Below are 22,837 nucleotides of genomic sequence, written 5' to 3' on the forward strand. Positions count from 1 at the left end.
TCGAATGGGCACGCATCGGCGGCGAGTTGGGCAGAGTCGACGGGAAGGTCTTCGGATTCGAGGGGAACACCATGGTGCTGCACAGCGACTGTCCCGATGTCCCGCCCGTCGATCTGCCCATTCACGAGGCCGTACTGGCCCGTGCGGCGGATGAGTTCGGTGAGCGGACCGCGCTGGTGGACGGGGTGACGGGGGCGAGCATGAGCTATGCCGCGCTCGATCACGCCTCACGGAGGATCGCCGCCGCGCTGGCCGAGACCGGGGTGGGCAAGGGCGAGATGGTGGCGCTGCACAGCCCCAACTCGATCATGTACCCGGCGGCGTTCTACGGCGTGACGCGCACCGGGGCGGCCGTCACCACGGTGCATACGCTGGCGACGGCGGAGGATTTCGCCAAGCAGCTGAGGGACGCGGAGGCACGGTGGATCATCACCGTGTCGCCGCTGCTCGAGGTGGCCCGGCAGGCGGCGGAGCGGGCCGGCGGGGTGCGCGAGATCTTCGTGTGCGACGAGGCGAGCGGGCACCGTTCGCTGCGGGAGATGCTCGCGTGCACCGCGCCGGAGCCGGCGGTGGAGATCGACCCGATGGAGGACGTGGCGGTGCTGCCGTACTCGTCGGGGACGACCGGCACCCCGAAGGGGGTGATGCTGACCCACCGGAACGTGGCGACCAATCTGGCGCAGGTGGAGACGGTGGTGCCGACGCTGCCGGACGAACGGGTGCTGGCGGTGCTGCCGTTCTTCCACAGCTACGGGCTGACGGCGTTGATGAACGCGCCGCTGCGCAACGGCAGCACGGTGATCGTGCTGCCGCGGTTCGATCTGGAGCAGTTCCTGACGGCGATCGAGAAGTACCGGGCGCACGCGGTGTACGTGGCGCCGCCGATCGTGCTGGCGCTGGCCAAGCATCCGGCGGTGGAGGGCCGCGATCTGTCGTCGGTGCGCTTCGTGCTGAGCGCGGCGGCGCCGCTGGACGCGCGGCTGGCGCAGGCGTGCGCCGAGCGGCTGGGGCTGCCGCCGCTGCTCCAGGCGTTCGGGATGACGGAGCTGTCCCCGGGTTCGCATCTGGTGCCGCGGGACGCGGAGCACGTACCGCCGGGGACGGTGGGCAGGCTGCTGCCGAGCACCCGGATGCGCATCGTGGACCCGGAGTCGGGGCGGGATGTGGCGGTGGGTGTGGACGGGGAGATCCTCGTACAGGGCCCGCAGGTGATGAAGGGCTATCTGGGCAGGCCCGAGGAGACCCACGCGATGATCGACGCCGAGGGCTGGCTGCGCACCGGGGACGTCGGGCACGTGGACGCCGACGGCTGGCTGTACGTGGTGGACCGGGTCAAGGAGCTGATCAAGTACAAGGGTTACCAGGTCGCCCCCGCCGATCTGGAGGCCGTGCTGCTCACCCACCGGGACGTCGCGGACGCGGCGGTCATCGGGGTGGCCGACGGGGCGGGCAATGAGCTGCCCAAGGCGTATGTGGTGCGGGTGCCCGGAGCCCGTGTCTCGGGGGACGACCTGATCCGTTACGTTGCCGATCAGGTGGCCCCGTACAAGAAGGTGCGCAGCGTGGAGTTCACGGACGCCGTGCCGCGCTCCGCCACCGGCAAGATCCTCAGGCGCGAGCTGCGCGCCAGGGAAAGGAGTTCGACCGCGACATGACCGACGCGCCTTCGCCGCTGGTACGGCGTACTGACGCCCGCGGCATCACCACGCTGACCCTCGACTCCCCGCACAACCGCAACGCGCTCTCGGCCCGGCTGGTGGCCGAGTTGCACGAGGCGCTGGCGGCGGCCGGGCGGGACGGGGACACCCGGGCCGTGCTGCTCACCCACACCGGCACCGCGTTCTGCGCGGGCGCGGACCTGAAGGAGCCGCCGGCCACCACCGGCACGCTCGGTCTGGTGTCGCTGCTGCGGTCGATCGTGGAGCTGCCCAAGCCGGTGGTGGCCCGGGTCGCGGGGCATGTACGGGCCGGGGGGCTGGGGCTGCTGGGGGCGTGCGACATCTCGGCGGCGGGCGAGGGGTCCAGCTTCGCCTTCACGGAGGCGCGGCTGGGCCTGGCCCCGGCGGTGATCTCGCTGCCGCTGCTGCCCCGGCTGGACGCCCGGGCGGCGTCCCGCTACTACCTGACCGGGGAGAAGTTCGGCGCGGCCGAGGCGGCCCGGATCGGTCTGGTGACGCTGGCGGATCCGGACGGGGACCCGGACGCGCTGCTGGCGCCGGTGCTGGAGGGTTTGCGCCGGGGCTCCCCGCAGGGGCTCGCGGAGTCCAAGCGGCTGGTGACGGCGGAGGTGCTGCGGACGTTCGACCGGGACGCGGAGTCGCTGGCGGAGCTGTCGGCGCGGCTGTTCGGCTCGGCGGAGGCGCGGGAGGGGATGACGGCGTTCCTGGAGCGCCGGGATCCGCCGTGGGTGCCGGACGCGGCGGACGAGGGCGTGGCGGAGGCCGGGCGGTGACGCGGACGGCGGGTCCGGGGCCCCGCACCGTACTGCGCGACCCCAAGCAGGACCGCAGCCGCGTCACCCGGCAGCGGCTGCTGGAAGCCGCGGTGGCCTGTCTCGCCGAGTACGGCTGGGCCGGGTCCACGGTGGCGGTGGTGGCCGAGCGGGCCGGGGTCTCCCGGGGTGCGGCCCAGCACCACTTCCCGACCCGGGAGGACCTGTTCACGGCCGCGGTGGAGCATGTCGCCGAGGAGCGCTCGGCGGAGTTGCGGGCCCTCCCCGCACCGCGGGGGGAGGGCCGTACCCGGACGGTGGTGCGGGCGATCGTCGGCCTCTACACCGGCCCGCTGTTCCGGGCCGCCCTCCAGCTGTGGGTGGCGGCCTCCAACGAGGAGCAGCTCGGCACCCGGGTGACCGCGCTGGAGGCGCGGATCGGCCGGGAGACCCACCGGATGGCGGTGGAGCTGCTGGGTGCCGACGAGTCCGTGCCGGGGGTGCGGGAGACCGTGCAGGGCCTGCTGGACATGGGCCGCGGTCTGGGCCTGGCCAATCTGCTCAGGGACGACGGCCCGCGCCGGGAGCGGGTCGTCGCCCAGTGGACGCGGATCCTGGAGGAGGTGCTGGGCGGCTGAAGGCTACCGCGAGATGTCCCCGTAGCCCTCGATGTCGTGCGGGCTGCGGGTCCCCGGCCCGGTGTAGCGGGCGGAGGGCCGGACCAGCCGCCCGGTCCGCTTCTGCTCCAGGATGTGCGCGCTCCACCCGGCGGTGCGGGCGCAGGTGAACATGGACGTGAACATGTGCGCCGGGACCTCGGCGAAGTCCAGCACGATGGCCGCCCAGAACTCCACGTTGGTGGCGAGCACCCGGTCCGGGCGGCGGTTGTGCAGCTCCTCCAGCGCGGCCCGCTCCAGGGCCTCGGCGACCTCGAACCGCGGTGCGCCCAGCTCCTTGGCGGTGCGCCGCAGCACCCGCGCCCGCGGGTCCTCGGCCCGGTAGACCCGGTGGCCGAAGCCCATCAGCCGCTCGCCCCGGTCCAGGGCCTGGCGGACGTACGCCGCGGCGTCCCCGGTGCGCTCGATCTCCTCGATCATGCCCAGCACCCGGGAGGGCGCGCCGCCGTGCAGCGGGCCGGACATGGCGCCGACCGCGCCGGAGAGCGCGGCGGCGACATCGGCGCCGGTGGAGGCGATGACGCGGGCGGTGAAGGTGGAAGCGTTCATGCCGTGCTCGGCCGCGGAGGTCCAGTAGGCGTCGACGGCGGCGACGTGCTGGGGGTCGGGCTCACCGCGCCAGCGCCGCATGAACCGCTCGACGATGGTCTCCGCCTTGTCGATCTCGCGCTGCGGCACCATCGGCAGCCCTTGGCCGCGGGCCGACTGCGCCACGTAGGACAGGGCCATCACGGCGGCGCGCGCGAGGTCCTCGCGGGCCTGCTCCTCGTCGATGTCCAGCAGCGGTTTCAGCCCCCAGACCGGCGCGAGCATGGCCAGCGCGGACTGGACGTCGACCCGGATGTCCCCGGAGTGCACGGGGATGGGGAAGGGCTCGGCGGCGGGCAGGCCGGGGTTGAACGCACCGTCGACCAGCAGACCCCAGACGTTGCCGAAGGACACATGGCCCACGAGGTCCTCGATGTCGACACCTCGGTAGCGGAGCGCGCCGCCCTCCTTGTCGGGTTCGGCGATCTCCGTCTCGAACGCGACGACTCCCTCGAGTCCGGGTACGAAGTCGGACATCAGGCGGCTCCTCGTGATGTGGTCGGCGGTGGGTGGATGGTGTGACCGGTGCGGCTGGTGTGCGGGTCGCGTACGGGACGGGTGGGGTGGCTCGGTACCGCTGCGTCAGCGGGATCGTCGGGTGGCGGTTCTGCCGGTACCGGGACGGTTCCACGGCCGCGTGGCGGCGGCTCGCGGTCCGTACCGGCTATCCGGTGATGTGCCCCGTGCGGCTGGTGGTCACCCAGCCGTGCCCGAAGAGGTGGGGCACCAGACCCTGACAGGCGCATGGTCAGCCACAGTCTGGTGGCTTCGCTACCCATGGGGAAGCGTGAGAAGCGGCACACCCCGCCGCCCCCCGAATGAGGGTTACCGGGCCCTGCGACGGGGGAGAGACCTCGCGGTGGTGGGGAGGGGCATCGCTCTTTCGCGGTACCCCCTGCGGCGGACCGGTGATGTTGCAAGATATGCGCGTGCCTCACGTTGACCCGGAGCCGTCGGCTTCCTCCGCGCGTTCGTACGACCCGGCCGCCATGCGCGAGCACTATCGCGCCGAGGGCATCACCGAGGCCGATCTCGCGGGCGATCCGTACCGGCAGTTCACCCGGTGGTTCGAGCAGGCCGTGGGAAGCGGGCTGTTCGAGCCCAACGCGATGGTCGTCTCCACCGCGGACGCGGCGGGACGGCCCAGCTCCCGCACGGTGCTGATGAAGAGCTTCGACGAACGCGGCTTCGTCTTCTATACCAACTACGGCTCGCGCAAGGGCCGTGAGCTGACCGGGAACCCGCATGTCTCGCTGCTCTTCCCCTGGCATCCGATCGCCCGGCAGGTGATCGTCCTGGGCACCGCCCGGCGCACCGGGCGGGACGAGACGGCGGCGTACTTCCGGACCCGTCCGCACGGTTCGCAGCTGGGGGCGTGGGCCAGTGCCCAGTCCTCGGTGGTCGGCTCCCGCGAGGAGCTGGACCGCTCCTACGCGGAGCTGGCGGACCGCTATCCGCCGGGCGAGCAGGTGCCGGTGCCGCCGCACTGGGGCGGCTTCCGGGTGGTGCCGGAGGCGGTGGAGTTCTGGCAGGGGCGCGAGAACCGGCTGCACGACCGGCTGCGGTATGTGTGGGTGCCGTCCGAGGAGGGCGGGCGCTGGAAGGTGGAGCGGCTGAGCCCCTGAGGTCGTGCCCCGGAAGGGGCGCGGGGCACCGGGCGATCAGTCGCGGCGGGGCCGCATGATCCCTCTCGCGCGGAGCGCGGACGCAGACGACCCGCGGGTCGTCTCCTCGTGCCGTACGGCACCAGAAGGCCGGTCGGACGTACCGGCGACCCGCGGGTCGGGTGACTGCTTGGGATTGGCCGGCTGCGCACATCATTCGTGCGCCAGTCCGGCGGTGCGCAGAGCGCGACGACGGACCGCTAGCCCGCAGTCACCTCACGCGTCCGGATTTCATACATCTGCCGAACCACCTCCCTTCTCGTGTACCCCACACCCTAAAAACCCTCCCGGACCACACACAAGCGAATTTCCGGGAGACAACGATTTGGTGGAATGCGGTGTGGCGCGCGTCACGTTCGAGTTCAATGTTCCGACGTGCATCACCACAGCCAGTCGCGTCCCGCAGGGGGTGTCCGGTGACCGCTTCACCACGATCCGAACCTGCACGTCCAGCCCGCCCCGCGCGTTCCGCGCGGTCCATCCCCGCGCAGTCCCCGGTCTCCGGGCCCGCTCCCGACCGGGACGACTCCGATCTGCTCGCCGCGCTGCTCGACGGCATGGACACGGCGCTGTGCGCGTTCGACGCCGACGGCGTCGTGACCCACTGGAACCGCGAGGCCGAGCGCATCCTCGGCTGGACGGCGGCCGAGGCCGTCGGCCGCAAGGGGCTCGCGGGATGGGCGGCCCGGGAGGCGGACGCGGACGAGGTCCAGCGGCGGCTGATGGCGGTACGGGACGCCGCGGGCCGCCGGGTCCATGAATTCGCACTGGTGACGAAGGACGGCGGCCGGGTCCTGGTGCGCACCCAGTCCTCGCCGGTGCCCGCCGCCGACGGCCGCCCCACCGGGGTGTACTGCGCCTTCAGCGAGGTGCGCTCGCAGATCGACCTGGAGCGGTCGATCGCGCTGAGCGAGGCGCTGCTCGAGGACGCCTCGTGGCACGTGGTCCTCGTCGACGCCGATCTGCGGGTGGCCGTGGTGAACGGCAACGCGGCGCGCGCGCTGCGGACGGGGCGCAGGGCCGTGCTCGGCCGTCCGCTCGGCGACCTCCTCGACCAGGGCGTGGAGGAGGTCGAGAGCGCCCTCCAGCACGTCCTGGCCGAGGGCGCGCCGCCCGCGCCCACCGAGCTGTGGGTGACGCTGCGCGAGGCGGACGAGGACCTGGAGATGGCGGACGCCATCCACTTCGAGGAGCTCGAGGAAGGGGAGGCGGAGGCGGCGGCGGTGCGGGCGTTCGGTCCGGGCGCCGACTCGGTGCGGCGCTGCTGGCGCAGCGGCTTCCTGCGGCTGGCCTCGCCGCTCACCGAGGAGCCGGTGCCGCTCGGGGTGGCCTGGATCTTCCAGGACGTGACGGAGGCGAAGGCGCACGAGCAGGACAGCGCCCGGATGCGCTTCCGGGGCAGTCAGCTGCACCGGGCGGCGCGGGCGGCGGCCGAGTGCGAGGACCCGATGGAGGCGGTCTCGGTCCACCTGGACTTCGCGCTGGCGGGGTTCGCGGACCATGCGCTGCTCGACCTGGTGCTGCCGTCCTCGGGGGCCGGGGCGGGAGACGGTGGTGTTCGGCTGGTGCGGGTGGCGGCTACCCCGTGCGACAGCCCGGGGCCGTGTCCGCCGACCGCCCCGGGCGGGATCCCGGTGGCGTACCCGGAGGGGCATCCGGCGCTCCAGGCGGTGGAGCGGTGTGGTGCGGTGCGGGCCAGTGCGGCGCGGACGGACGAGGTGTCGCTGACGCAGTGGACGGTGGTCCGCAAATGGCCGGACGGGACCGTCCACGCGCTCTGCGCGGTCCTCCGCAGCCGCGGCCGCACGCTGGGCGTGGCCACGTTTCTGCGCGGGCCCACGCGTCGGGCGTTCGACCGTACGGACGCGGTGTACGCGGAGGACGTGGCGGCGAGGGTGGCCGCGGCGGTGGACCTCGCCGGGCGGGCGGGCTGAGGGCGAGGGCGCGTGGGCGGGTGCGGGGCCGGGGCCTCCGGGATGGGTCCTGGACCGTTCGCCGGCGCCGGTGCCCGGAGGAGCCGGGTGGGCCGGAGACCGGCGCCACACATACGCCCCTGGCCTTCGGCATGGGGGACCCCGAGCGTCCAGGACCCCCTGCGCCCCCTGCCCCTCCCACCCCTCCCGTCTCGTCGGCGGCCGCCCCGCCATCGGTGTTTCGTCAGTGGCGGTAGAAGATGCGGTCCGCGTAGTCGGTCATCACGCGCTTGTTCCACTCGTGGCCGCCGTCCACGTTGCCCGATCTGAGCATCGGCGGTTCCGTGCCGCCCTTCGCCAGCTCCTCGACGGCCGTCGCGACCATCGCCTGCATCAGGGCGCTCGTCACCACCGTGGAGGCTGGGGCGAAGGGGGCGGCCACGCCCTCCGTCGTGAGCTCCGCGTCGCCGACGGCGATCTTGTTGTCCAGGACCAGATCGCAGTGGTCCTTCAGGAAGCCGCCCGAAGGATTGCGGGAGGTGGTGCCGCTCGCGTAGGCGACGGACGTCACCCCGACCACCGTGACGCCCTTCTCGCGGGCGGTTCTCGCCAGCTCCACGGGCAGCACGTTTCTGCCCGAGAGCGAGATGACGATCAGCAGGTCCCCGGAGCGCAGCGGGCTCTGCTCCAGGACGGTCGAGGCCAGGCCCTCGATCCGCTCGAGCGCGCTGCCGAGGGTGGCGGGCCTGACGTCCACGCCGACCAGACCGGGTGCCGGGAGCAGATTCATCAGCGCCAGCCCGCCCGCGCGGTAGACGACGTCCTGGGCGGGCAGCGAGGAGTGCCCGGCGCCGAAGACGAAGAGGCGGCCGCCCGCGGTCACCGTGTCGGCGATCAGCCGGGCCGCGGCCGTGATCTGCTGGGACTCCTCGTTCCGTACGCGTCGCAGCAGGCCGATGGCGGAGTCGAAGAAGCGTCCTGCCGCTTCGGAATCGCTCATGGGCGGGTGCCCGTCGGTGTCGTTCCGGTGTGTGTTTGGATCATGACGCTGTCAATAGCAGTCCTCACCGTCGGGATGGAAGGGGCCGACTCGGCCCCGTTGTCGGTGGGATGCGTCAGAATTGGGTCAGGGCCACCGCACGACACATGAGGGGCACGCATGTCCGGACTCATCGACACCACGGAGATGTATCTCCGCACCATCCTCGAGCTCGAGGAGGAGGGCGTGGTCCCCATGCGCGCCCGGATCGCCGAGCGGCTCGATCAGAGCGGCCCCACGGTCAGCCAGACGGTGGCGCGGATGGAGCGCGACGGTCTGGTGACGGTCGCGGGCGACCGTCATCTGGAGCTCACCGACGAGGGCCGCCGGCTGGCCACCCGGGTGATGCGCAAGCACCGGCTCGCGGAGTGCCTGCTCGTGGATGTGATCGGGCTGGAGTGGGAGCAGGTGCACGCCGAAGCGTGCCGCTGGGAGCATGTGATGAGCGAGGCGGTGGAGCGGCGGGTGCTGGAGCTGCTGCGCCATCCGACCGAGTCGCCGTACGGCAATCCGATCCCGGGCCTGGAGGAGCTGGGCGAGAAGGCGGAGGCCGATCCGTTCCTGGACGACAGCATGGTGAGCCTGCGGGAGCTGGAGCCGGGCACCGAGGGCAAGACCGTGGTGGTGCGCCGGATCGGCGAGCCCATTCAGACCGACGCCCAGCTGATGTACACGCTGCGGCGGGCCGGGGTGCAGCCGGGCTCGGTGGTGAGCGTCACCGAGTCGCCGGGCGGTGTGCTGGTCGGCAGCAGCGGCGAGGCGGCGGAGCTGGAGGCGGAGATCGCCTCCCACGTCTTCGTGGCCAAGCGCTGATCTGAGTTCGTCCACCGCCACCCGCGGGGACGGATATTCCCGACACCGGAGTTGGGGGAACCCCGGGCGGGCCGCGCTGCCGCGTGCGACGCTACATTCGCGTGCTCGCGCGCCGAGGCGTTTCTGGGGTCAGGGGAGGGGGCTCCTATGGGCCCGACGGGGAGTGCTGCCGGACGGGTGTTCGTGAGCGAGGGCCCCGGCGCCCTGAGGTGCCGGGGCCCCGCTTCCCCATGTCCCCCCGCTGGACCCCGGGCCGCACGGTCCGCGCGAACGCGACCGGTGCGACCCGGGGGCCAGGTGACCCGGAGCCCCGAGCTCCCAGGGTCGTCCCCCGCGGACTCCCTTCCCCGAGCAGTCCGCCTCCCGCTAGCTGTCTCCCCTCGGCGGAGACGACCAATCCTTGAGCATGGTCACTCGAACGAGGGGTGTTGCCCGGCGACACCGTCACATTCGAATAAGGGTTCGATACTGTGGACTTGCTCGAGAGAGGGATGGAGGTGCCAGACCATATGGTGCGCCGCATCGACGTAAGCGGGACCGGCGGCGTCCGGCTCGCCGCCTGGGAGTTCACCGATCCGCCCAAGCCGCGTGGCCGGACGGGAGCGCGCAAGCCCGGAGTGCTGCTCCTCCATGGGCTGATGGGCCGCGCCGCCCATTGGGCCGAGACCGCCCGCTGGCTCTCCACCCGGCATCGGGCCGTCGCCCTGGACCAGCGCGGTCATGGCCGCAGTGACAAGCCCCCCGAAGGTCCGTTCGACCGTGCGGCCTATGTGGAGGACGCGGCGGCCGCCGTCGAGCAGCTCGATCTGGCGCCGGTGACCCTCATCGGCCATGCGATGGGCGCCCTGACGGCCTGGCAGCTCGCGGCCCGTCGTCCCGATCTGGTCCGGGCCCTGGTCATCTGCGATATGCGGGCCTCCGCCCTGGGCGCGGCGTCGCAGCGGGAGTGGACCGAGTGGTTCGGATCCTGGCCGGTGCCGTTCGCGACGCTGGCCGATGTGCGGAAGTGGTTCGGTGAGGACGATCCGGTGCTGGAGCGGCCGAGTCCATCCCGGGGCGAGTTCTTCGCCGAGGTCATGGCCGAGCGGTCGGACGGCTGGCGGCCGGTCTTCTCCCGGCGCCAGATGCTGAGGGCCCGTGAGACCTGGGTCCATGACGCCCATTGGGAAGAGCTGGCGTTGGTGCGGTGCCCGACGCTGGTGGTGCGGGGGCTGGACGGCGAGCTGGGGCGCGCCGAGGCCCAGGAGATGGTGCGGGTGCTGCCCCGTGGGCAGTACGCGGAGGTCGTGGACGCGGGCCATCTGGTCCACTACGACCAGCCGGACGGCTGGCGGCGGGTGGTGGAGCCCTTCCTGGCCGAGGTGCTTCCGGTGTGACGGGCGGGAGCGCGCGGGGCGCTCCCGCCGGCCTCAGTCCTCGATGAGGGCCTGGAGCTGCGGTGAGAGCTCCGGGATCACCGAGCCGGCCGCCTGGGCCGCCATCAGCGTCTGGACATAGGCCCGGGCCTGGTCCCGCAGCGCGTCCTTGTGTCTGCCCTGCGCGGCGCCCGTCGTCCAGACCCAGACCGCCAGCGCGGTGCAGACCCCGAGGGCCAGCACCCCGGGCAGGAGGGAATTGAGTTCGGTGGCCGCCCAGAGCAGACCGCCGCCGCCCGCGAAGAGCAGCAGCCAGCCGGTTTCGTCATGCCAGCCGCCCTGGTCCGCGATGCGTTCGTACTCGGCGACCGTGCGCGGCTTTTCGGGCACCCGTTGCCCGTCCGCCGCCCGTGTCTCCGGGCGGGCCCGGCCGGTTTCGTAGCGGGGCAGTGGGGCCCTCGCCCGGCCGCCGTCCCGGTCCCGGCCGATCAGCCAGTCCGGCACATGTGCCACCGGTACGCCGTATGCCGTGGCGGCGGCCAGCACCTGCCGGTAGCCCGTCAGCCGGGGGTGGCGCAGCTGCCGTTGGTGGGCGCGGTAGGTGGAGACCACCAGACAGGTGCCGACCACCAGCAGCAGCACCGCCGCGCCCAGCGAGATCGCGTCCTTGGCCGACCGTCCCGAGTACGGGTCCGACGCCACCGCGTAGGTGGGGGAGGCCTGGACGAAGAACGGCCAGCCGAGCCCCACGAGGAGGGCGAGGACGCCGATCACGCCCCTGGTCCGGCCGGTGCGGGCGAGCAGCCGCCTGTGCTCGGTGAACATGGTGCGGACGGCGTTGTCGTCGAGATAGTCCATCCCGTGCCGGGTGCCGATCCGCCGTACCGTGCCCTCCAGCCGGGGGTCGGAGACGAGCCCGCTCCGGGTGACCGGCAGCAACGTCCGTGGTGGGGCGGGCTGGTCCGTCACGAGAACTTCCAGGTGAACGGGTCGCCCCCGATTTCGGTCCAGGTCACCCTGATGGACTTCGGGTGCTCGGGAACGAGGAAGGTGTTGCAGAGGGTGTAGCTCTGTCCGTCCTTCCAGTTCTTGATGTCGTCCGCGTCCGCGCAGCCCTTCGGCTCCTTGACATTGCCGATGACCTTCGTCCCCGGCCGTCCGCTGGTGAACACATTGGCGTAGTCACCGACCCGCGGGAATTCCGGGACCTCGTCGCCGGTGATGTGGGTGTAGGTCACGTACACCACCGCGGGCACCTTGCCCTTGGCGTCCGCGGGGTCCGAGACCAGCGCCTTGGCCTCGGCGTTCGTGCCGATGGCGACCTTCTGGGCGGCGATCCGGTAGAACGGCTTCACACCGGTGTCCTCGCGGAACGCCCGTGAGGCCGACTGACCCGGCTTGAGCAGCTTGCTCGCGACCGAACGGCTCTTCTTGGCGCCGCTCCGGTGTCCGCCGCTGAAGTGGGAGGAGCTGGACTTGTGCTTCTTGGACTTGGACGAAGTGCCCTTTTTGCCGTGAGATCCACAGCCGGTCAGCGCCAGCGCCAGGACGGCGGCGGGCGCGCCGATGCGCAGCAGGGTCACCTTGTTGAACGGCAAGTCGATCTCCCCATATGAGTAACTGACGCCATCGCGCTCCCATTGCGGATCTCCCGTGGCGCGATCGGCGTAAGAAGATCCTAGGGGGTGCCCATGACAAGCCGCTCTCCGGCCATTTCCCGCTACGTCAAGGCCGTTTGCCCTTTCTGTGCGGTGGTGCCGATGTGCGGGGCCGGGTGTTCAACGGGGCGGTCGGGGAAGCCATGCCGTCAGGAAAAGCAGCGAACCGGACGCGAGAGGAGCACGGATGATCGGCGGCGGGAGCACGGATCCGGAACCGGGCAGGGACTGGGCGGCGTTCCAGTACGAGATCTATCTCAACGGGATGACCGGCGCCGTGCCCCGGCTGCCCACCGATCCGTCCCGGCTGGAGGAGGTGGCCACCGCGCGTCTTGGCCCCGGTCCGGTCGGCTATGTGGCGGGCAGTGCGGGCAGCGGCAGCACCGAGCGGGCCAATCGGGCCGCGCTGGACCGGTATCGGATCGTGCCGCGGATGCTCCGGGACACCAGTCGGCGCGATCTGTCGGTGGAACTGCTGGGCACCCGGCTGGCCGCGCCGCTCGCCCTCGCGCCCATCGGGGTGCTGTCGATCATGCATCCGGACGCGGAGCCCGCCGCGGCCCGTGCGGCGGCCGCGCGAGGGGTGCCGTTTGTGCTGTCCTCGGCGTCCAGTACGCCGATGGAGCAGGTCGCCGAGGCGATGGGGGACGGGGAGCGCTGGTTCCAGCTCTACTGGGGCAAGGACCGCGAGGTCACCCTGAGCTTTCTGAACCGGGCCAGGTCATCGGGGTTCACGGCGCTGCTGGTGACCCTGGACACCCCGCTGCTGGCGTGGCGGCCGCGCGACCTGGACCAGGCGTATCTGCCGTTTCTGCGAGGTGTCGGAACCGCCAACTACTTCACCGATCCCGCCTTCCAGGCCGGGCTGGCCAAACCGGTGCACGAGGATCTGGACGCGGCGGTGCTGCGATTTGTGCAGATGTTCGGCGATCCGGGGAAGTCCTGGGAGGATCTGGCGTTTCTGCGGGAGCACTGGGACGGACCGATCGTGCTCAAGGGGATCCTGCACCCGGATGACGCCCGCCGCGCGGCGGACGCGGGGATGGACGGGGTGGTCGTCTCCAACCACGGCGGCCGTCAGGTGGCGGGCTCGATCGGGGCCGCCGAGGCGCTTCCGGGGGTGGTGGACGCGGTGGGCGACCGGCTGGCGGTGCTCTTCGACAGCGGGATCCGCACCGGGGACGACGTCTTCAAGGCGCTGGCGCTCGGCGCCCGCGCGGTGCTGCTGGGGCGGCCCTACGCGTACGGGCTGGGGCTCGACGGACAGGCGGGGGTGGAGCACGTCATCCGGTCCGTACTGGGGGAGTTCGAGCTGACGATGGCGCTGTCCGGCCATACGGATGCCGCCCGGCTGACCCGTGACGCGCTTGCCTGACATACCCTCATATTGCGCTGTCCTTCCGGAATTTAACCTATCCGGAATCGCCCGCTTTATCGGGTGCGGGGTCGCGGGATTGGCTGGTGCTACGCTCTTGGGTGCGCGATGAATTGACTGATCACGGGGGGAGATTGCGTGAAGATCAAGCGTAAAGCCTCGATGGTCGTGCTCTCAGCGGTGCTGATGCTGGGCGGTTCGGTGGCTCTGGCACCCACGGCCTCGGCGGTCGGACCGTCCGCGTGCCGGTTCAATTCGCCGGACGTCAATTTCAAGGTCGACACCAGCGGTGCCCGATTCCGTACCGGCCCCGGTAAGCGTTACCGTGCGATAGGGACGCTTTACCGAGGGGATTCCTTCCGGTACTTCTGCCGCACCCGTGTGTTCGAGAAGAGCTGGTCCTACGGAAAGATCACGAAGCGGACCACCTCGGGAATTCGGGCCGGGACCAGGGGCTGGGTCTACAGCAAGTACCTCGACTAAGGGCTGTCCCGTCATCCCCGGTGGATCAGCGAGCGGCGCCGGATGCGGTCAGTCGCAAGGCGGAGGGTCGTCCTCGTACCGGGCGTACTCGGGCGATCCCGACAACGCGGCAGGGGGCACCTCCCGGGCGAAGCCTGGGGGCGGGGCCGCAGCCGGCGTCGGGAGCCCGCTGGGGATGACGCGGCACCAGCTCCGACCAGCAGCAGTAAGGGCTCGCCGGTTGAGGTGGTGCCGACGGCACCGCCTCAGCCCTTGCTCACCGCCGTCAGGATCTCCGGCAGCCGTGCCAGCGTCCGCGGCGCGCCCAGCCGCAGCCCGGCCTCCGCGATCAGCAGGCCGTAGACCGCGCCCACCGGCAGTACCAGCCACAGGAGTTCATGGGCACCGCTGAGGTGCATCCAGATCGTCATGCCCAGCACCGGTGCGCTCAGCACCGCACCCGCGATCATCCCGCCGAAGATGCTGATCCACGCGAGCCCCGCCTGTCCGGGCGCGACGTTCTTGTAGCCGCTGTCCTGGGGGATGGAGTACGGGAACAGCGCCGAGGTCAGGGCCCCGGTCGCCACCAGCGCGCCGGTCAGCCCCAGACCCATGCCCAGTGTCTCGAGTGCGGCGTCCCACCTGTTCATGAACGCGGCGGCGACGATCATCGTGAGGGTGGTGTACGGCAGGGCGACCAGGCCGATCGCCATCGCCCGTCCCCGCAGCTCCAGATAGGCGTCCCGCCGCGAGGAGATCGTCTGGGAGACCATCCAGAACGCCGAGGAGTCCTGGCCGAACTGGTTGTACATCTGCATCCCCAGCAGCCCGGGGGCCCAGAGGGCGGTGTAGACGGATCCGGCGCCCTGGAGCGAGGTGATGACCGGCAGCAGCAGCCCGATCGCCAGCGAGGTCGCCCAACTGGCCTTGGTCTTGGGGTTCCGCACGGCGTAGCGGAGGGTCTGGAGCATCACGGTGCCGGTGCGGCCCGCGGGCAGCAACCGCCCCAGCGGGCCGTCCGCGTTCCGCTGTCCCGGCGTCCGCTCCGGGGTGTCCGTCCGGAGTGTGGAGGCGTCGGGGGCGGTCATCAGCTGGGTCAGCCCTCGCTGCCACCACCACAGCAGCAGCGCCAGCGCGCCCGCCGTCAGGGCGAACTGGGCGGCGGCGACGCCGTACGCGCCCTCGCTCACCCCCTGGACCGCGTCGACGGCCGCGGCGGGCGGCACCCAGCGCAGCACATCGGCGGCGGGCTCCAGCACCGACAGCCCGTTCTTGCCGGAGAGCTGCTGCCAGCCGACGTTCACGAACTGGAGGCCGACGGCCACGAACAGCCCGCTCAGCAGCGCCAGATCGCGTCCCTTGCGGCTGGTCAGCAGCCGGATGTTGGCGGTCGCGACGGCCCGGGCCAGCGCCACGCACACCAGCAGGCCGAGCAGCACGGCCAGGACGCCCGCCACCGCGGCGGCGGCCCCGTGGGCGAGCGCCACGGCCGAACCCGCCGCCAGGGTCAGGGTGAACAGCGGGCCGATGCCGACGAGGGAGGACACCAGCAGCGCGACGATCAGCGGGCGCGGCCGCAGCGGCAGCATCACCAGCCGGGTCGGGTCCAGGGTTTCGTCACCGCCGGGGAAGAACAGCGGCACCACCGCCCAGCCCAGGGCGAGCACCGCGGTCAGCACGGTGACGAGGGCGGCGGCGTGGTCATGGCCGCGCAGCAGGACCAGGCCGAGCAGTTGCAGCGCGGCGAAGAGCAGGGTGAGGACGATCGAGGTGATGTACGCCGCGCGGCGGCCCGCGGACTGCCGCAGCCCGTTGCGCAGCAGCGACAGTTTCAGGGTGACGAAGACCGGGGTGAGCGACCCGGTCGGGGCGGCCGGGGGTGCGGGGGCGGTGGTGCCCAGCGGATCGGTGACCGTCATCGGGCACCGCCGCCGAGCCAGTCGAGGTCGTGGCCCGCACCGCGCTGCTGGGCGCCGACCAGCTCCAGGAAGGCGTTCTGGAGGGACGGGGCGTCGCCGCGCACCTCGGCCAGCGGTCCGTGGGCCCGGATCCGTCCTGTCGCCATCACCGCGACCCAGTCGCACAGCGACTCCACCAGCTCCATCACATGGCTGGAGAAGACGACGGTCGCACCGGAGCGGGTGTAGCGCTCCAGCACTCCGCGGATGGTCTGCGCGGAGACCGGGTCGACCCCTTCGAAGGGCTCGTCGAGGAAGAGGACTTCCGGATTGTGGAGGAGAGCGGCGGCCAGGCCGATCTTCTTCCGCATTCCGGTCGAGTAGTCGATCACCAGCTTGTTCTGGGCGCCCGCCAGGTCCAGGACGTCCAGCAGCTGGGCGGCGCGCTTGTCGACCTCGTCACCGGGCAGTCCGCGCAGCCGCCCGGTGTAGGCCAGGAGCTCACGGCCGGACAGCCGCTCGAAGAGCCGCAGTCCCTCGGGCAGCACCCCGATCCGGGCCTTGACCTCGGCCGGGTCGCGCCAGACGTCATGTCCGGCGACCTCGACGGTGCCGGAGTCGGGCCGCAGCAGCCCGGTGATCATCGACAGGGTGGTGGTCTTCCCGGCGCCGTTGGGGCCGACGAGGCCGATGAACTGCCCCGCCGGCAGCTCCAGATCGACGCCGTGGACCGCGATCTGCTCCCCGTAGCGCTTCCACAGCCCGCTCACCCGTACCGCGGACGCGCCTTCCCGCCGCGGACGTGTCTTTTGCTCCGGCACCGGATCCACCCCGTCTTCCCACGTCGTGTGTTGCGCGGGGGCCGGTCACGCCCCCGTCCGCGAACACCCTACGTGGGGGCGGCCCGGAGGGATCCGGTCTGTCAGCGGCCGTCCCGCCGTCCGTCCCGTCCGCACGCGTAGGCCAGGGCGCTGACCAACTCCTCGGCGTCGGGGAGCCAGCGGTTGGCGGCGGTGGGGCGGCGGGCCCACTGGACCGGGCCGTGGCTGCCGACCCGGGTCGGGGGCGCGGCCACGTAGTCCCCCTCGCCGCGGGCCACCAGGTCGATGGAGTCCGGCGGCCAGCCCAGGTTGCGCACCAGCTCGGGGGCCTTGGCGGCACCGCCGGGGAGGACGAAGAAGAGCATCCGGCGGGTGGCGGTCGAGGTGACCGGACCCAGCTCGACGTTCCGCCGCTCCATCCGGGCCAGCGCCAGACAGCCCGCCGACTCGGGGACGTCGAGGGCGTCGAAGGTACGGCCGGTGGGCAGCAGGATCGACGCGTGCGGGCTCTTGCCCCACATCCGGCGGACCACGACCGGGCTGCCGGTCGCCTGGTTCACCCAGTCCCCGCCGAGCGGATGGGCGCCGGGGGACGGGCAGTCGGCGCACGCACAGGAACAGCGCTCCCCACCGGCCACCGGCACCAGCCAGGCGCCGGCGAGCACGTCCCAGTGCCGTTCCTCGGCGTAGCGCACCGCGGTGTCGACCAGCCGTTCCCCCCGCTGCCGGGGGATCTGCGATGTTCCTGTCACGTCCATGGTCTCTTCCACGCACAGGACAACTTCCGCCGTCAACAAGGGTTACGGCCGGGCACCCGGCCGGGCGGGGCGACCGGGGGCCGGGGGTGGCGCGACCGGTGCCGGGGGGTGCGCGGCGACGGCATGCGGGGCGCATGGATGCATGGCCGGGGGCGCGCATGAGGTCGCGGGAGGGTGAGCGGGTAGCAACCATGCGTGACGGGCGTACGAGTTCCGGCCGCTGTGCCGCGTCGTCCGGGGCCGCTGCCCCGGTCTCGTGCCGTGCCGTACGCGAACGATGCGGTCGATGCGGTCGATGCGGTCAATACGGGCAAGGTCCGCATTCACCGGCATTCGCCGTATATCCGCGATATCTGCGGGGCATTGATCAAAAGGGACGGCAAGAGCCGAGAACGTACAGCAGTCACAGGGGGTAAAGCCATGGCCGCTAGGCCGCTTGTGGCGCGACAGCCGAACGAACGGCTGCAAGCGCTCATCCAGGAAGCCGCGTGCTCCAACGCCGGCTTGGCGCGCAGGGTCAACATGTGCGGCGCCGAGCACGGCCTCGATCTGCGCTACGACAAGACCTCGGTCGCCCGCTGGCTGCGCGGCCAGCAGCCCAGGGGGCGCGCCCCGGGGATCATCGCCGAGGCCCTCGGCCGCAAACTGGGCCGTACGGTCACGATCGACGAGATCGGGATGGCCAACGGCAAGAACCTGGCGTCGGGCGTCGGGCTCCAGTTCTCGCCCACCGTCATCGGCGCCATAGAGCAGGTCTGTGAGCTGTGGCGGAGCGACGTCGGCCGCCGCGACTTCCTGAGCGGTTCCACGGTCGCCGCCTCCGCGCTGGTCGAGCCCAGCCGCGACTGGCTGATCACCGGTGCCGATGTCCAGGTCGCGCGCACGGCCGGGGCCCGGGTGGGCCGTTCCGACGTGGCGGCGGTGCGCGCCACGACCGACGCGCTCGTCGACCTCGACCACCGCTACGGCAGCGGGCATGTGCGACCCGTCGTCGTCCACTATCTGAACAGTGTGGTCTCCGGGCTGCTGGCCGGTTCCTACCGTGAGTCGGTCGGCCGTGAACTCTTCGGAGCGGTTTCCCGATTGACGGAACTGGCCGGATACATGGCGGTGGACACCGGTCAGTCCGGACTTGCCCAGCGCTACTACATCCAGGCGCTGCGGCTGGCCCAGGCCGCCGGGGACCGTGGTTACGGCGGCTATGTGCTCGCCGCCAGCATGAGCCATCTCGCCGCCCAACTCGGAAATCCCCGGGAGATCGCCCAGTTGGCGAAGGCCGCGCAGGAAGGTTCGCGTGGCCAGGTGCCACCGCGTGCCGAGGCGATGTTCCTGGCCGCCGAGGCCCGTGGCCACGCCCTGCTCGGTGACGCCCGCTCCAGCCAGACCGCGGCCGGGCGGGCGCTGGACGCCATGGAGCGGGCCGGCGGCAGCGGTGCTGAGACCGGCGACGACCCGGTGTGGATCCAGCACTTCGACCGCGCCTATCTGGCCGATGAGCTGGCCCACTGCCATCGCGACCTGGGCCAGGCCGAGTCGGCCCGGCGGCGGGCCGAAGAGGCCCTGGAGGGCCATCCGGAGGGGCGGGTACGGCGGCGGGCGATCGGGCTGATGCTGCTGGCCACGGCCCATGTGCAGGAGCGCGAGGTGGAGCAGGCGTGCCAGGTCGGCACCCAGGCGGTGGATCTGCTGGGGACGCTGCGGTCCAGCCGCGGCACCGAGTATCTGGACGACTTCCAGCAGCGGTTGGAGCCGTACCGGGACGAACCGGTGGTGCGAGAGTTCGGGGCGCGGCTGGAGGTGCAGGTCGCCTGACCGTCCCCGCGGCCGGGCGGGTGGCCGCGCCGGTGTGGAGCCGTACATGCGTCTGCGTTTGATGGGGGTTTGTGACATTCGCCGTCGCGTCGCAGGTCGCACCCGGTCCGGCGCCCGCCGGTGGCCGCTGATGGCCACCGTGCCGGGTCACCGGGCATCGCCCCTGGTCACGGTGGTTCGGCAGATATCGCGGTGACCAGTCTCTCCCTGTGCGCGCGGTCCGGCGGGCTCCGGACCCTCCGGCGAACCGGTAGCGTGACCCGACGATTCCGTAAGTTCCGCATACCAAGGAGTCCCGGTGACGCAGAGCGGACAGGGGAACGAGCCGCACTTGCCTGCGGTCCCGCCCGCCCAGCCCACGCAACCCGTGCGCGAGGGCGTCGTGCTGCCTGCCCAGGGCGACCAGCGGCCCTCGGATCAGCAGCACCAGGCGGCCCCGGCGGGCGGCCAGGCATGGGGTCAGCCCTGGGGGCCGCAGAGCGCACAGGGCGCACCTGCCGGTGCGCCGCAGGGCGCGGACCCGCTGCCTCCGGAGGGCGGTTCCTACGGACAACAGGCCGCGCCGCTGCCGCCGGAGGGCGGTTCCTACGGCCGGGCCGCGCCGCTGCCGCCGGGACAGCCGTACGGGCAGCAGCAGGGCTGGGCGGCGGACCCCTCCCAGGGGCAGCTCCCGGCCCAGGGACAGTCGCCGTCCCAGGGACATCTGCCGCCTCAGGGACATCTGCCGCCCGAGAGACCCGAGCAGCCGTTCCCGAACGCCGCCGACGAGACGCAGACGCTTCCGCCGCAGTCCGCCGCCGACGCCGAGGCGACCCAGTACCTGCCCCCCGTCTCCGGCTCCGGCCCGGCGCCCGGCTCCCCGGGCCCGATACCCGGCGGCCCCGGCCCGATACCGGGCGTTCCGGGACGGGCGCAGCCGCCCCAGGACACCCCGACGACCCTGCTCCCCAAGGCGGTCGGCGCACCGCTGCCGCCCGAGATGCCCAGGGCCGAGTCGCCCGCCGAGTCCACCACCCAGCTGCGCGCGGTACGCCCCGGCCGGGGTGCGCACCGCGGCGGGCAGGTGGCGCAGCCCATGCCCCCGCAGGCGCCGGTGAACGCCGCCGAGGAGACCCAGGTGCTCCCGGGCCCCGTTCCGGCGGCCGAGCCGCCGCGCCCCGGTGGTGCCCCCTTCGCCATCCGGCCGGGCCGTCCGGGGGACCGGCCGCCGCCCGCCGAGTTCGACGGTCTGTTCCGCTCCGACGGCGGCCCGGGCTCGGACGCGCCCGACGAGACCCAGCAGCTCCCACAGTTCGGCGCCCACGGCCCGGGCGTCCCGCCCTCCGGCGGGGAGCCGGGCGGCGGTGGCCGCCGCGGCGGCGGGGGCGGTCGGCGCCGTCTGTCGCCCGCCGTGCTCATCGGCATCGTGGTGGCGGGCTGCGGTATCGCCGGGCTCGCCGCCGGGGCCGCGCTCAGCGCGGGCGGTGACGACGACGAGAACGACAGGAACGACAAGAACTCCACGCTCAACAGCGCCTCCCCCAAGGCCGGGGACGACGAGCCGACCAAGGCCGCCGATCCCGCGCAGCCGCAGGCGAAGGCGCTGGACTCGCTGCTCGCCGACAGCAACAACAGCCGGGCGTCGGTGATCAGGTCCGTCAACAACATCAAGTCCTGCACGGACCTGTCCACGGCGGCCTCGGACCTGCGCACGGCGGCGGGTCAGCGCAACAAACTGGTGACCCGGCTGGGCAAGCTCTCGGTGGACAAGCTGCCGAACCACGCGCAGCTGACCGCGGCCCTCACCAAGGCGTGGAAGTCCTCGGCCACGGCCGACAACCAGTACGCGGCCTGGGCCGACCAGGTCGCGGGCAAGAAGGGCTGCCACAAGGGCAAGGCCCGCAGGTCCCCGCATGTGGGGGCGGCCGAGCGGGCCAGCGGTCAGGCGACCGTGGCCAAGAAGAAGGCGTCCGGGCTGTGGAACCCGATCGCCTCGAAGTACGGACTCACCCGGCACGACGCCACCCAGCTGTGACACGGAGCGGGGGCGGGGCCACCGGCCCCGCCCCCGTCTCGTCCCCGCCCCCGTCTCGTCCGTGCCCCCGTCTCGTCCGTGCGCCGGGCTCAGCCCGTCGGGTGGTAACGCTCCATCGTCCTGCCCATGTTGACGAAGTCCTTGCGCACGGCGACCAGCCGTCCGTCGCGCACCACCTGGTAGGTGACGTCCGCGTTCACGATCCGCGGGTAGTTGGGCACGTTCAGCATGTCGTCGTAGCCCCAGCGCAGCGTCGGCGTCAGCCCGCCGGTGCCGGCCGCGTGGCCGTGGTCCAGCGCCTTGCGCACCGTACTTGAGGTGATCTTCTTGCCGTGCAGCGACTCCAGTACCGAGCGCAGCACCGTATAGGCGATCCAGGTGGTCTGGGAGCCGGGGTCCGCGGGGTCGATGCGGTTGTCGTCGAAGGCGTACTTGCTGATCACCTGGTTCATCGGGCCCCAGCGCGGGTCGTCCGCGGCCGGGTACCAGCCGGTGGCGTAGGTGCCCTCCAGGGCACTGTTGCCGCCGCCGGTGCTGTCCACGAGGGACTGCCGCACACTGCCCAGGATCGAGGCGATGCGGACCTTCGGATGGTCCTCCTGCACCCGGCGGAAGGAGTCGAAGAAGGTGCCGGTGCGATTGCCGAGCGCCGCGGTGACACAGGAGCCGTCCAGCTCCGCGCCATCGGCCAGGGTGCCCAGCGAACTGGCGGCACCCACGCCCTCCAGGGCGCCGCGGGCCTGCCGGGTGTAGTCGCCCGCGTCCTCGGGGGCGCGGACGTCGTGCGCGGACCCGCGCTTGCCCGCCCGGAGCCCGGTGTCGAGCAGCTCGGGCAGTTCGTCGCCCGCGATGGTGTCCGGGCGGACGAGGGAGACCCGCCGGCACACGGAGGCGAGCTGGCGTCCGTTGCCCACCAGCAGGGCGGCCTGGCCGCCGTTGACGGGATACGAGTACGGGCTCTCGAACTCCTCCTGGGTGAGTCCGTAGCCGCCTATGTACGGGATGCCCGCGACCTCCAGCGGGGAGATGAACGAGCGGCCGTGCTGGCTGTACGAGCCGACGACCGCGACCGCCTCCTCCTCCTTCGCCCGCTGGGCGCAGCGGGCCGCCTGGATCGCGTCGTTGCGCTCGTTGCAGGTGACGATCCTCAGCTTGCGGCCGTTGATCCCGCCCGAGTCGTTGACCCAGCGGGCGTATGCCTTCGCCATGGCGGGCATACCCGGCATATTGGTCGCCTTGGTACCCTCGGGTGCCCAGGTCATCACGGTGATGGACTCGCTGTCGGCCCCCTCGGCCAGGGTGCCGCACCCGGCGAGCAGCGGTGCGACGACAGCCGTACACAGTGCCGCGACCGCGGCTTTGAAGGGGCGGGAGGAGAGGCGTCGCCGGACGGTCATGTCCACTGAGACTGTCCTTGCGTGCGGAACTCCACCGCTATGACAACCCAACGCGGGGTGGACGGAGGATGAACAGCGGGGGGCGGCTCGTCCGTGGATGTGAAGAACGTACGATCGACGACTGTGCAAGGTTCGGAGAAGTCTTCCCGTCGCGGCCGTCGC

General features: G+C 72.2%; 19 protein-coding genes. 11 read left to right on the plus strand and 8 right to left on the minus strand.

Going from position 1 to position 22,837, the window contains the following annotated elements; all coding sequences use genetic code 11:
* Positions 1-71 precede the first annotated feature (71 nt).
* Genes HUT19_RS23535 through HUT19_RS23545 form a run of 3 tightly spaced genes read left to right on the plus strand, consistent with a single transcriptional unit; the run spans position 72 to position 3,069 of the window.
* The gene (locus HUT19_RS23535; RefSeq protein ID WP_176187203.1) at positions 72-1,655 is read left to right on the plus strand and encodes an AMP-binding protein; all 1,584 of its coding nucleotides are present in this window, start codon (positions 72-74) and stop codon (positions 1,653-1,655) included.
* Entirely contained in the window at positions 1,652-2,452 is an 801-nt protein-coding gene (locus HUT19_RS23540; protein WP_176182359.1) for an enoyl-CoA hydratase family protein, read from the plus strand. The genes HUT19_RS23535 and HUT19_RS23540 overlap by 4 nt, the downstream gene beginning before the upstream one ends.
* Entirely contained in the window at positions 2,449-3,069 is a 621-nt protein-coding gene (locus HUT19_RS23545) for a TetR/AcrR family transcriptional regulator (RefSeq protein ID WP_254885736.1), read from the plus strand. Before HUT19_RS23540 ends, HUT19_RS23545 begins: the two co-directional genes overlap by 4 nt.
* Positions 3,070-3,072: 3 nt before the next feature.
* On the opposite strand, the gene HUT19_RS23550 is transcribed toward HUT19_RS23545, so the two are convergent.
* Positions 3,073-4,173: a citrate synthase 2 gene (locus HUT19_RS23550; RefSeq protein ID WP_176182361.1), complete on the minus strand. Its 1,101-nt coding sequence runs from the start codon at positions 4,171-4,173 to the stop codon at positions 3,073-3,075.
* A 446-nt stretch (positions 4,174-4,619) separates the two neighbouring features.
* Here HUT19_RS23550 and pdxH point away from each other — a divergent pair, with 446 nt between their 5' ends.
* Both pdxH and HUT19_RS23560 read left to right on the plus strand, forming a co-directional pair.
* Positions 4,620-5,321 carry a pyridoxamine 5'-phosphate oxidase gene (gene pdxH, locus HUT19_RS23555; protein ID WP_176182362.1) on the plus strand — a complete coding sequence of 234 codons (702 nt, stop codon included), beginning with the start codon at positions 4,620-4,622 and terminating at the stop codon, positions 5,319-5,321.
* A 455-nt stretch (positions 5,322-5,776) separates the two neighbouring features.
* On the plus strand, positions 5,777-7,294 hold the full coding sequence (locus tag HUT19_RS23560; RefSeq protein ID WP_254885737.1) for a PAS domain-containing protein: 1,518 nt from the start codon (positions 5,777-5,779) through the stop codon (positions 7,292-7,294).
* 223 nt (positions 7,295-7,517) lie between these two features.
* On the opposite strand, the gene HUT19_RS23565 is transcribed toward HUT19_RS23560, so the two are convergent.
* The gene (locus HUT19_RS23565) at positions 7,518-8,273 is read right to left on the minus strand and encodes an SIS domain-containing protein (RefSeq protein ID WP_176182364.1); all 756 of its coding nucleotides are present in this window, start codon (positions 8,271-8,273) and stop codon (positions 7,518-7,520) included.
* Positions 8,274-8,432: 159 nt separating this feature from the next.
* Here HUT19_RS23565 and HUT19_RS23570 point away from each other — a divergent pair, with 159 nt between their 5' ends.
* Together HUT19_RS23570 and HUT19_RS23575 are read left to right on the plus strand one after the other, a co-directional pair.
* Entirely contained in the window at positions 8,433-9,125 is a 693-nt protein-coding gene (locus HUT19_RS23570) for a metal-dependent transcriptional regulator (RefSeq protein ID WP_176182365.1), read from the plus strand.
* 509 nt (positions 9,126-9,634) lie between these two features.
* Entirely contained in the window at positions 9,635-10,501 is an 867-nt protein-coding gene (locus tag HUT19_RS23575; RefSeq protein ID WP_176182366.1) for an alpha/beta fold hydrolase, read from the plus strand.
* Positions 10,502-10,534: 33 nt separating this feature from the next.
* On the opposite strand, the gene HUT19_RS23580 is transcribed toward HUT19_RS23575, so the two are convergent.
* Positions 10,535-11,449 carry a hypothetical protein gene (locus tag HUT19_RS23580; protein ID WP_176182367.1) on the minus strand — a complete coding sequence of 305 codons (915 nt, stop codon included), beginning with the start codon at positions 11,447-11,449 and terminating at the stop codon, positions 10,535-10,537.
* The gene (locus HUT19_RS23585; protein ID WP_176182368.1) at positions 11,446-12,078 is read right to left on the minus strand and encodes a hypothetical protein; all 633 of its coding nucleotides are present in this window, start codon (positions 12,076-12,078) and stop codon (positions 11,446-11,448) included. The genes HUT19_RS23580 and HUT19_RS23585 overlap by 4 nt, the downstream gene beginning before the upstream one ends.
* 247 nt (positions 12,079-12,325) lie before the next feature.
* Between HUT19_RS23585 and HUT19_RS23590 the strand changes: the two genes are divergently transcribed.
* Together HUT19_RS23590 and HUT19_RS23595 are read left to right on the plus strand one after the other, a co-directional pair.
* Positions 12,326-13,513: a lactate 2-monooxygenase gene (locus tag HUT19_RS23590; protein ID WP_176182369.1), complete on the plus strand. Its 1,188-nt coding sequence runs from the start codon at positions 12,326-12,328 to the stop codon at positions 13,511-13,513.
* 138 nt (positions 13,514-13,651) lie between these two features.
* Positions 13,652-13,996: an SH3 domain-containing protein gene (locus tag HUT19_RS23595; RefSeq protein ID WP_176182370.1), complete on the plus strand. Its 345-nt coding sequence runs from the start codon at positions 13,652-13,654 to the stop codon at positions 13,994-13,996.
* Positions 13,997-14,241: 245 nt separating this feature from the next.
* On the opposite strand, the gene HUT19_RS23600 is transcribed toward HUT19_RS23595, so the two are convergent.
* The 3 genes from HUT19_RS23600 to HUT19_RS23610 all read right to left on the minus strand — a co-directional run bounded on the left by HUT19_RS23600 (position 14,242) and on the right by HUT19_RS23610 (position 17,452).
* Positions 14,242-15,894, minus strand: a complete 1,653-nt coding sequence (locus HUT19_RS23600) for a transporter (RefSeq protein ID WP_176182371.1) — start codon at positions 15,892-15,894, stop codon at positions 14,242-14,244.
* Entirely contained in the window at positions 15,891-16,694 is an 804-nt protein-coding gene (locus tag HUT19_RS23605) for an ABC transporter ATP-binding protein (protein WP_176182372.1), read from the minus strand. The genes HUT19_RS23600 and HUT19_RS23605 overlap by 4 nt, the downstream gene beginning before the upstream one ends.
* A gap of 101 nt (positions 16,695-16,795) precedes the next feature.
* A complete protein-coding gene (locus tag HUT19_RS23610) occupies positions 16,796-17,452 on the minus strand; it encodes a bifunctional DNA primase/polymerase (RefSeq protein WP_176182373.1) in 657 nt (218 codons plus the stop codon).
* 420 nt (positions 17,453-17,872) lie between these two features.
* Here HUT19_RS23610 and HUT19_RS23615 point away from each other — a divergent pair, with 420 nt between their 5' ends.
* Entirely contained in the window at positions 17,873-19,264 is a 1,392-nt protein-coding gene (locus HUT19_RS23615) for a transcriptional regulator (protein ID WP_176182374.1), read from the plus strand.
* Between the two features lie 298 nt (positions 19,265-19,562).
* Positions 19,563-21,278, plus strand: coding sequence for a hypothetical protein (locus tag HUT19_RS23620; protein ID WP_254885738.1), 1,716 nt, complete (start codon positions 19,563-19,565; stop codon positions 21,276-21,278).
* Positions 21,279-21,367: 89 nt separating this feature from the next.
* Here HUT19_RS23620 and HUT19_RS23625 read toward each other — a convergent pair whose 3' ends face one another.
* Positions 21,368-22,675 carry an ABC transporter substrate-binding protein gene (locus HUT19_RS23625; protein WP_176187207.1) on the minus strand — a complete coding sequence of 436 codons (1,308 nt, stop codon included), beginning with the start codon at positions 22,673-22,675 and terminating at the stop codon, positions 21,368-21,370.
* Positions 22,676-22,837: the final 162 nt, after the last annotated feature.

Origin of the sequence: Streptomyces sp. NA02950 (assembly GCF_013364155.1) — a bacterium.
Lineage (GTDB): Bacteria > Actinomycetota > Actinomycetes > Streptomycetales > Streptomycetaceae > Streptomyces.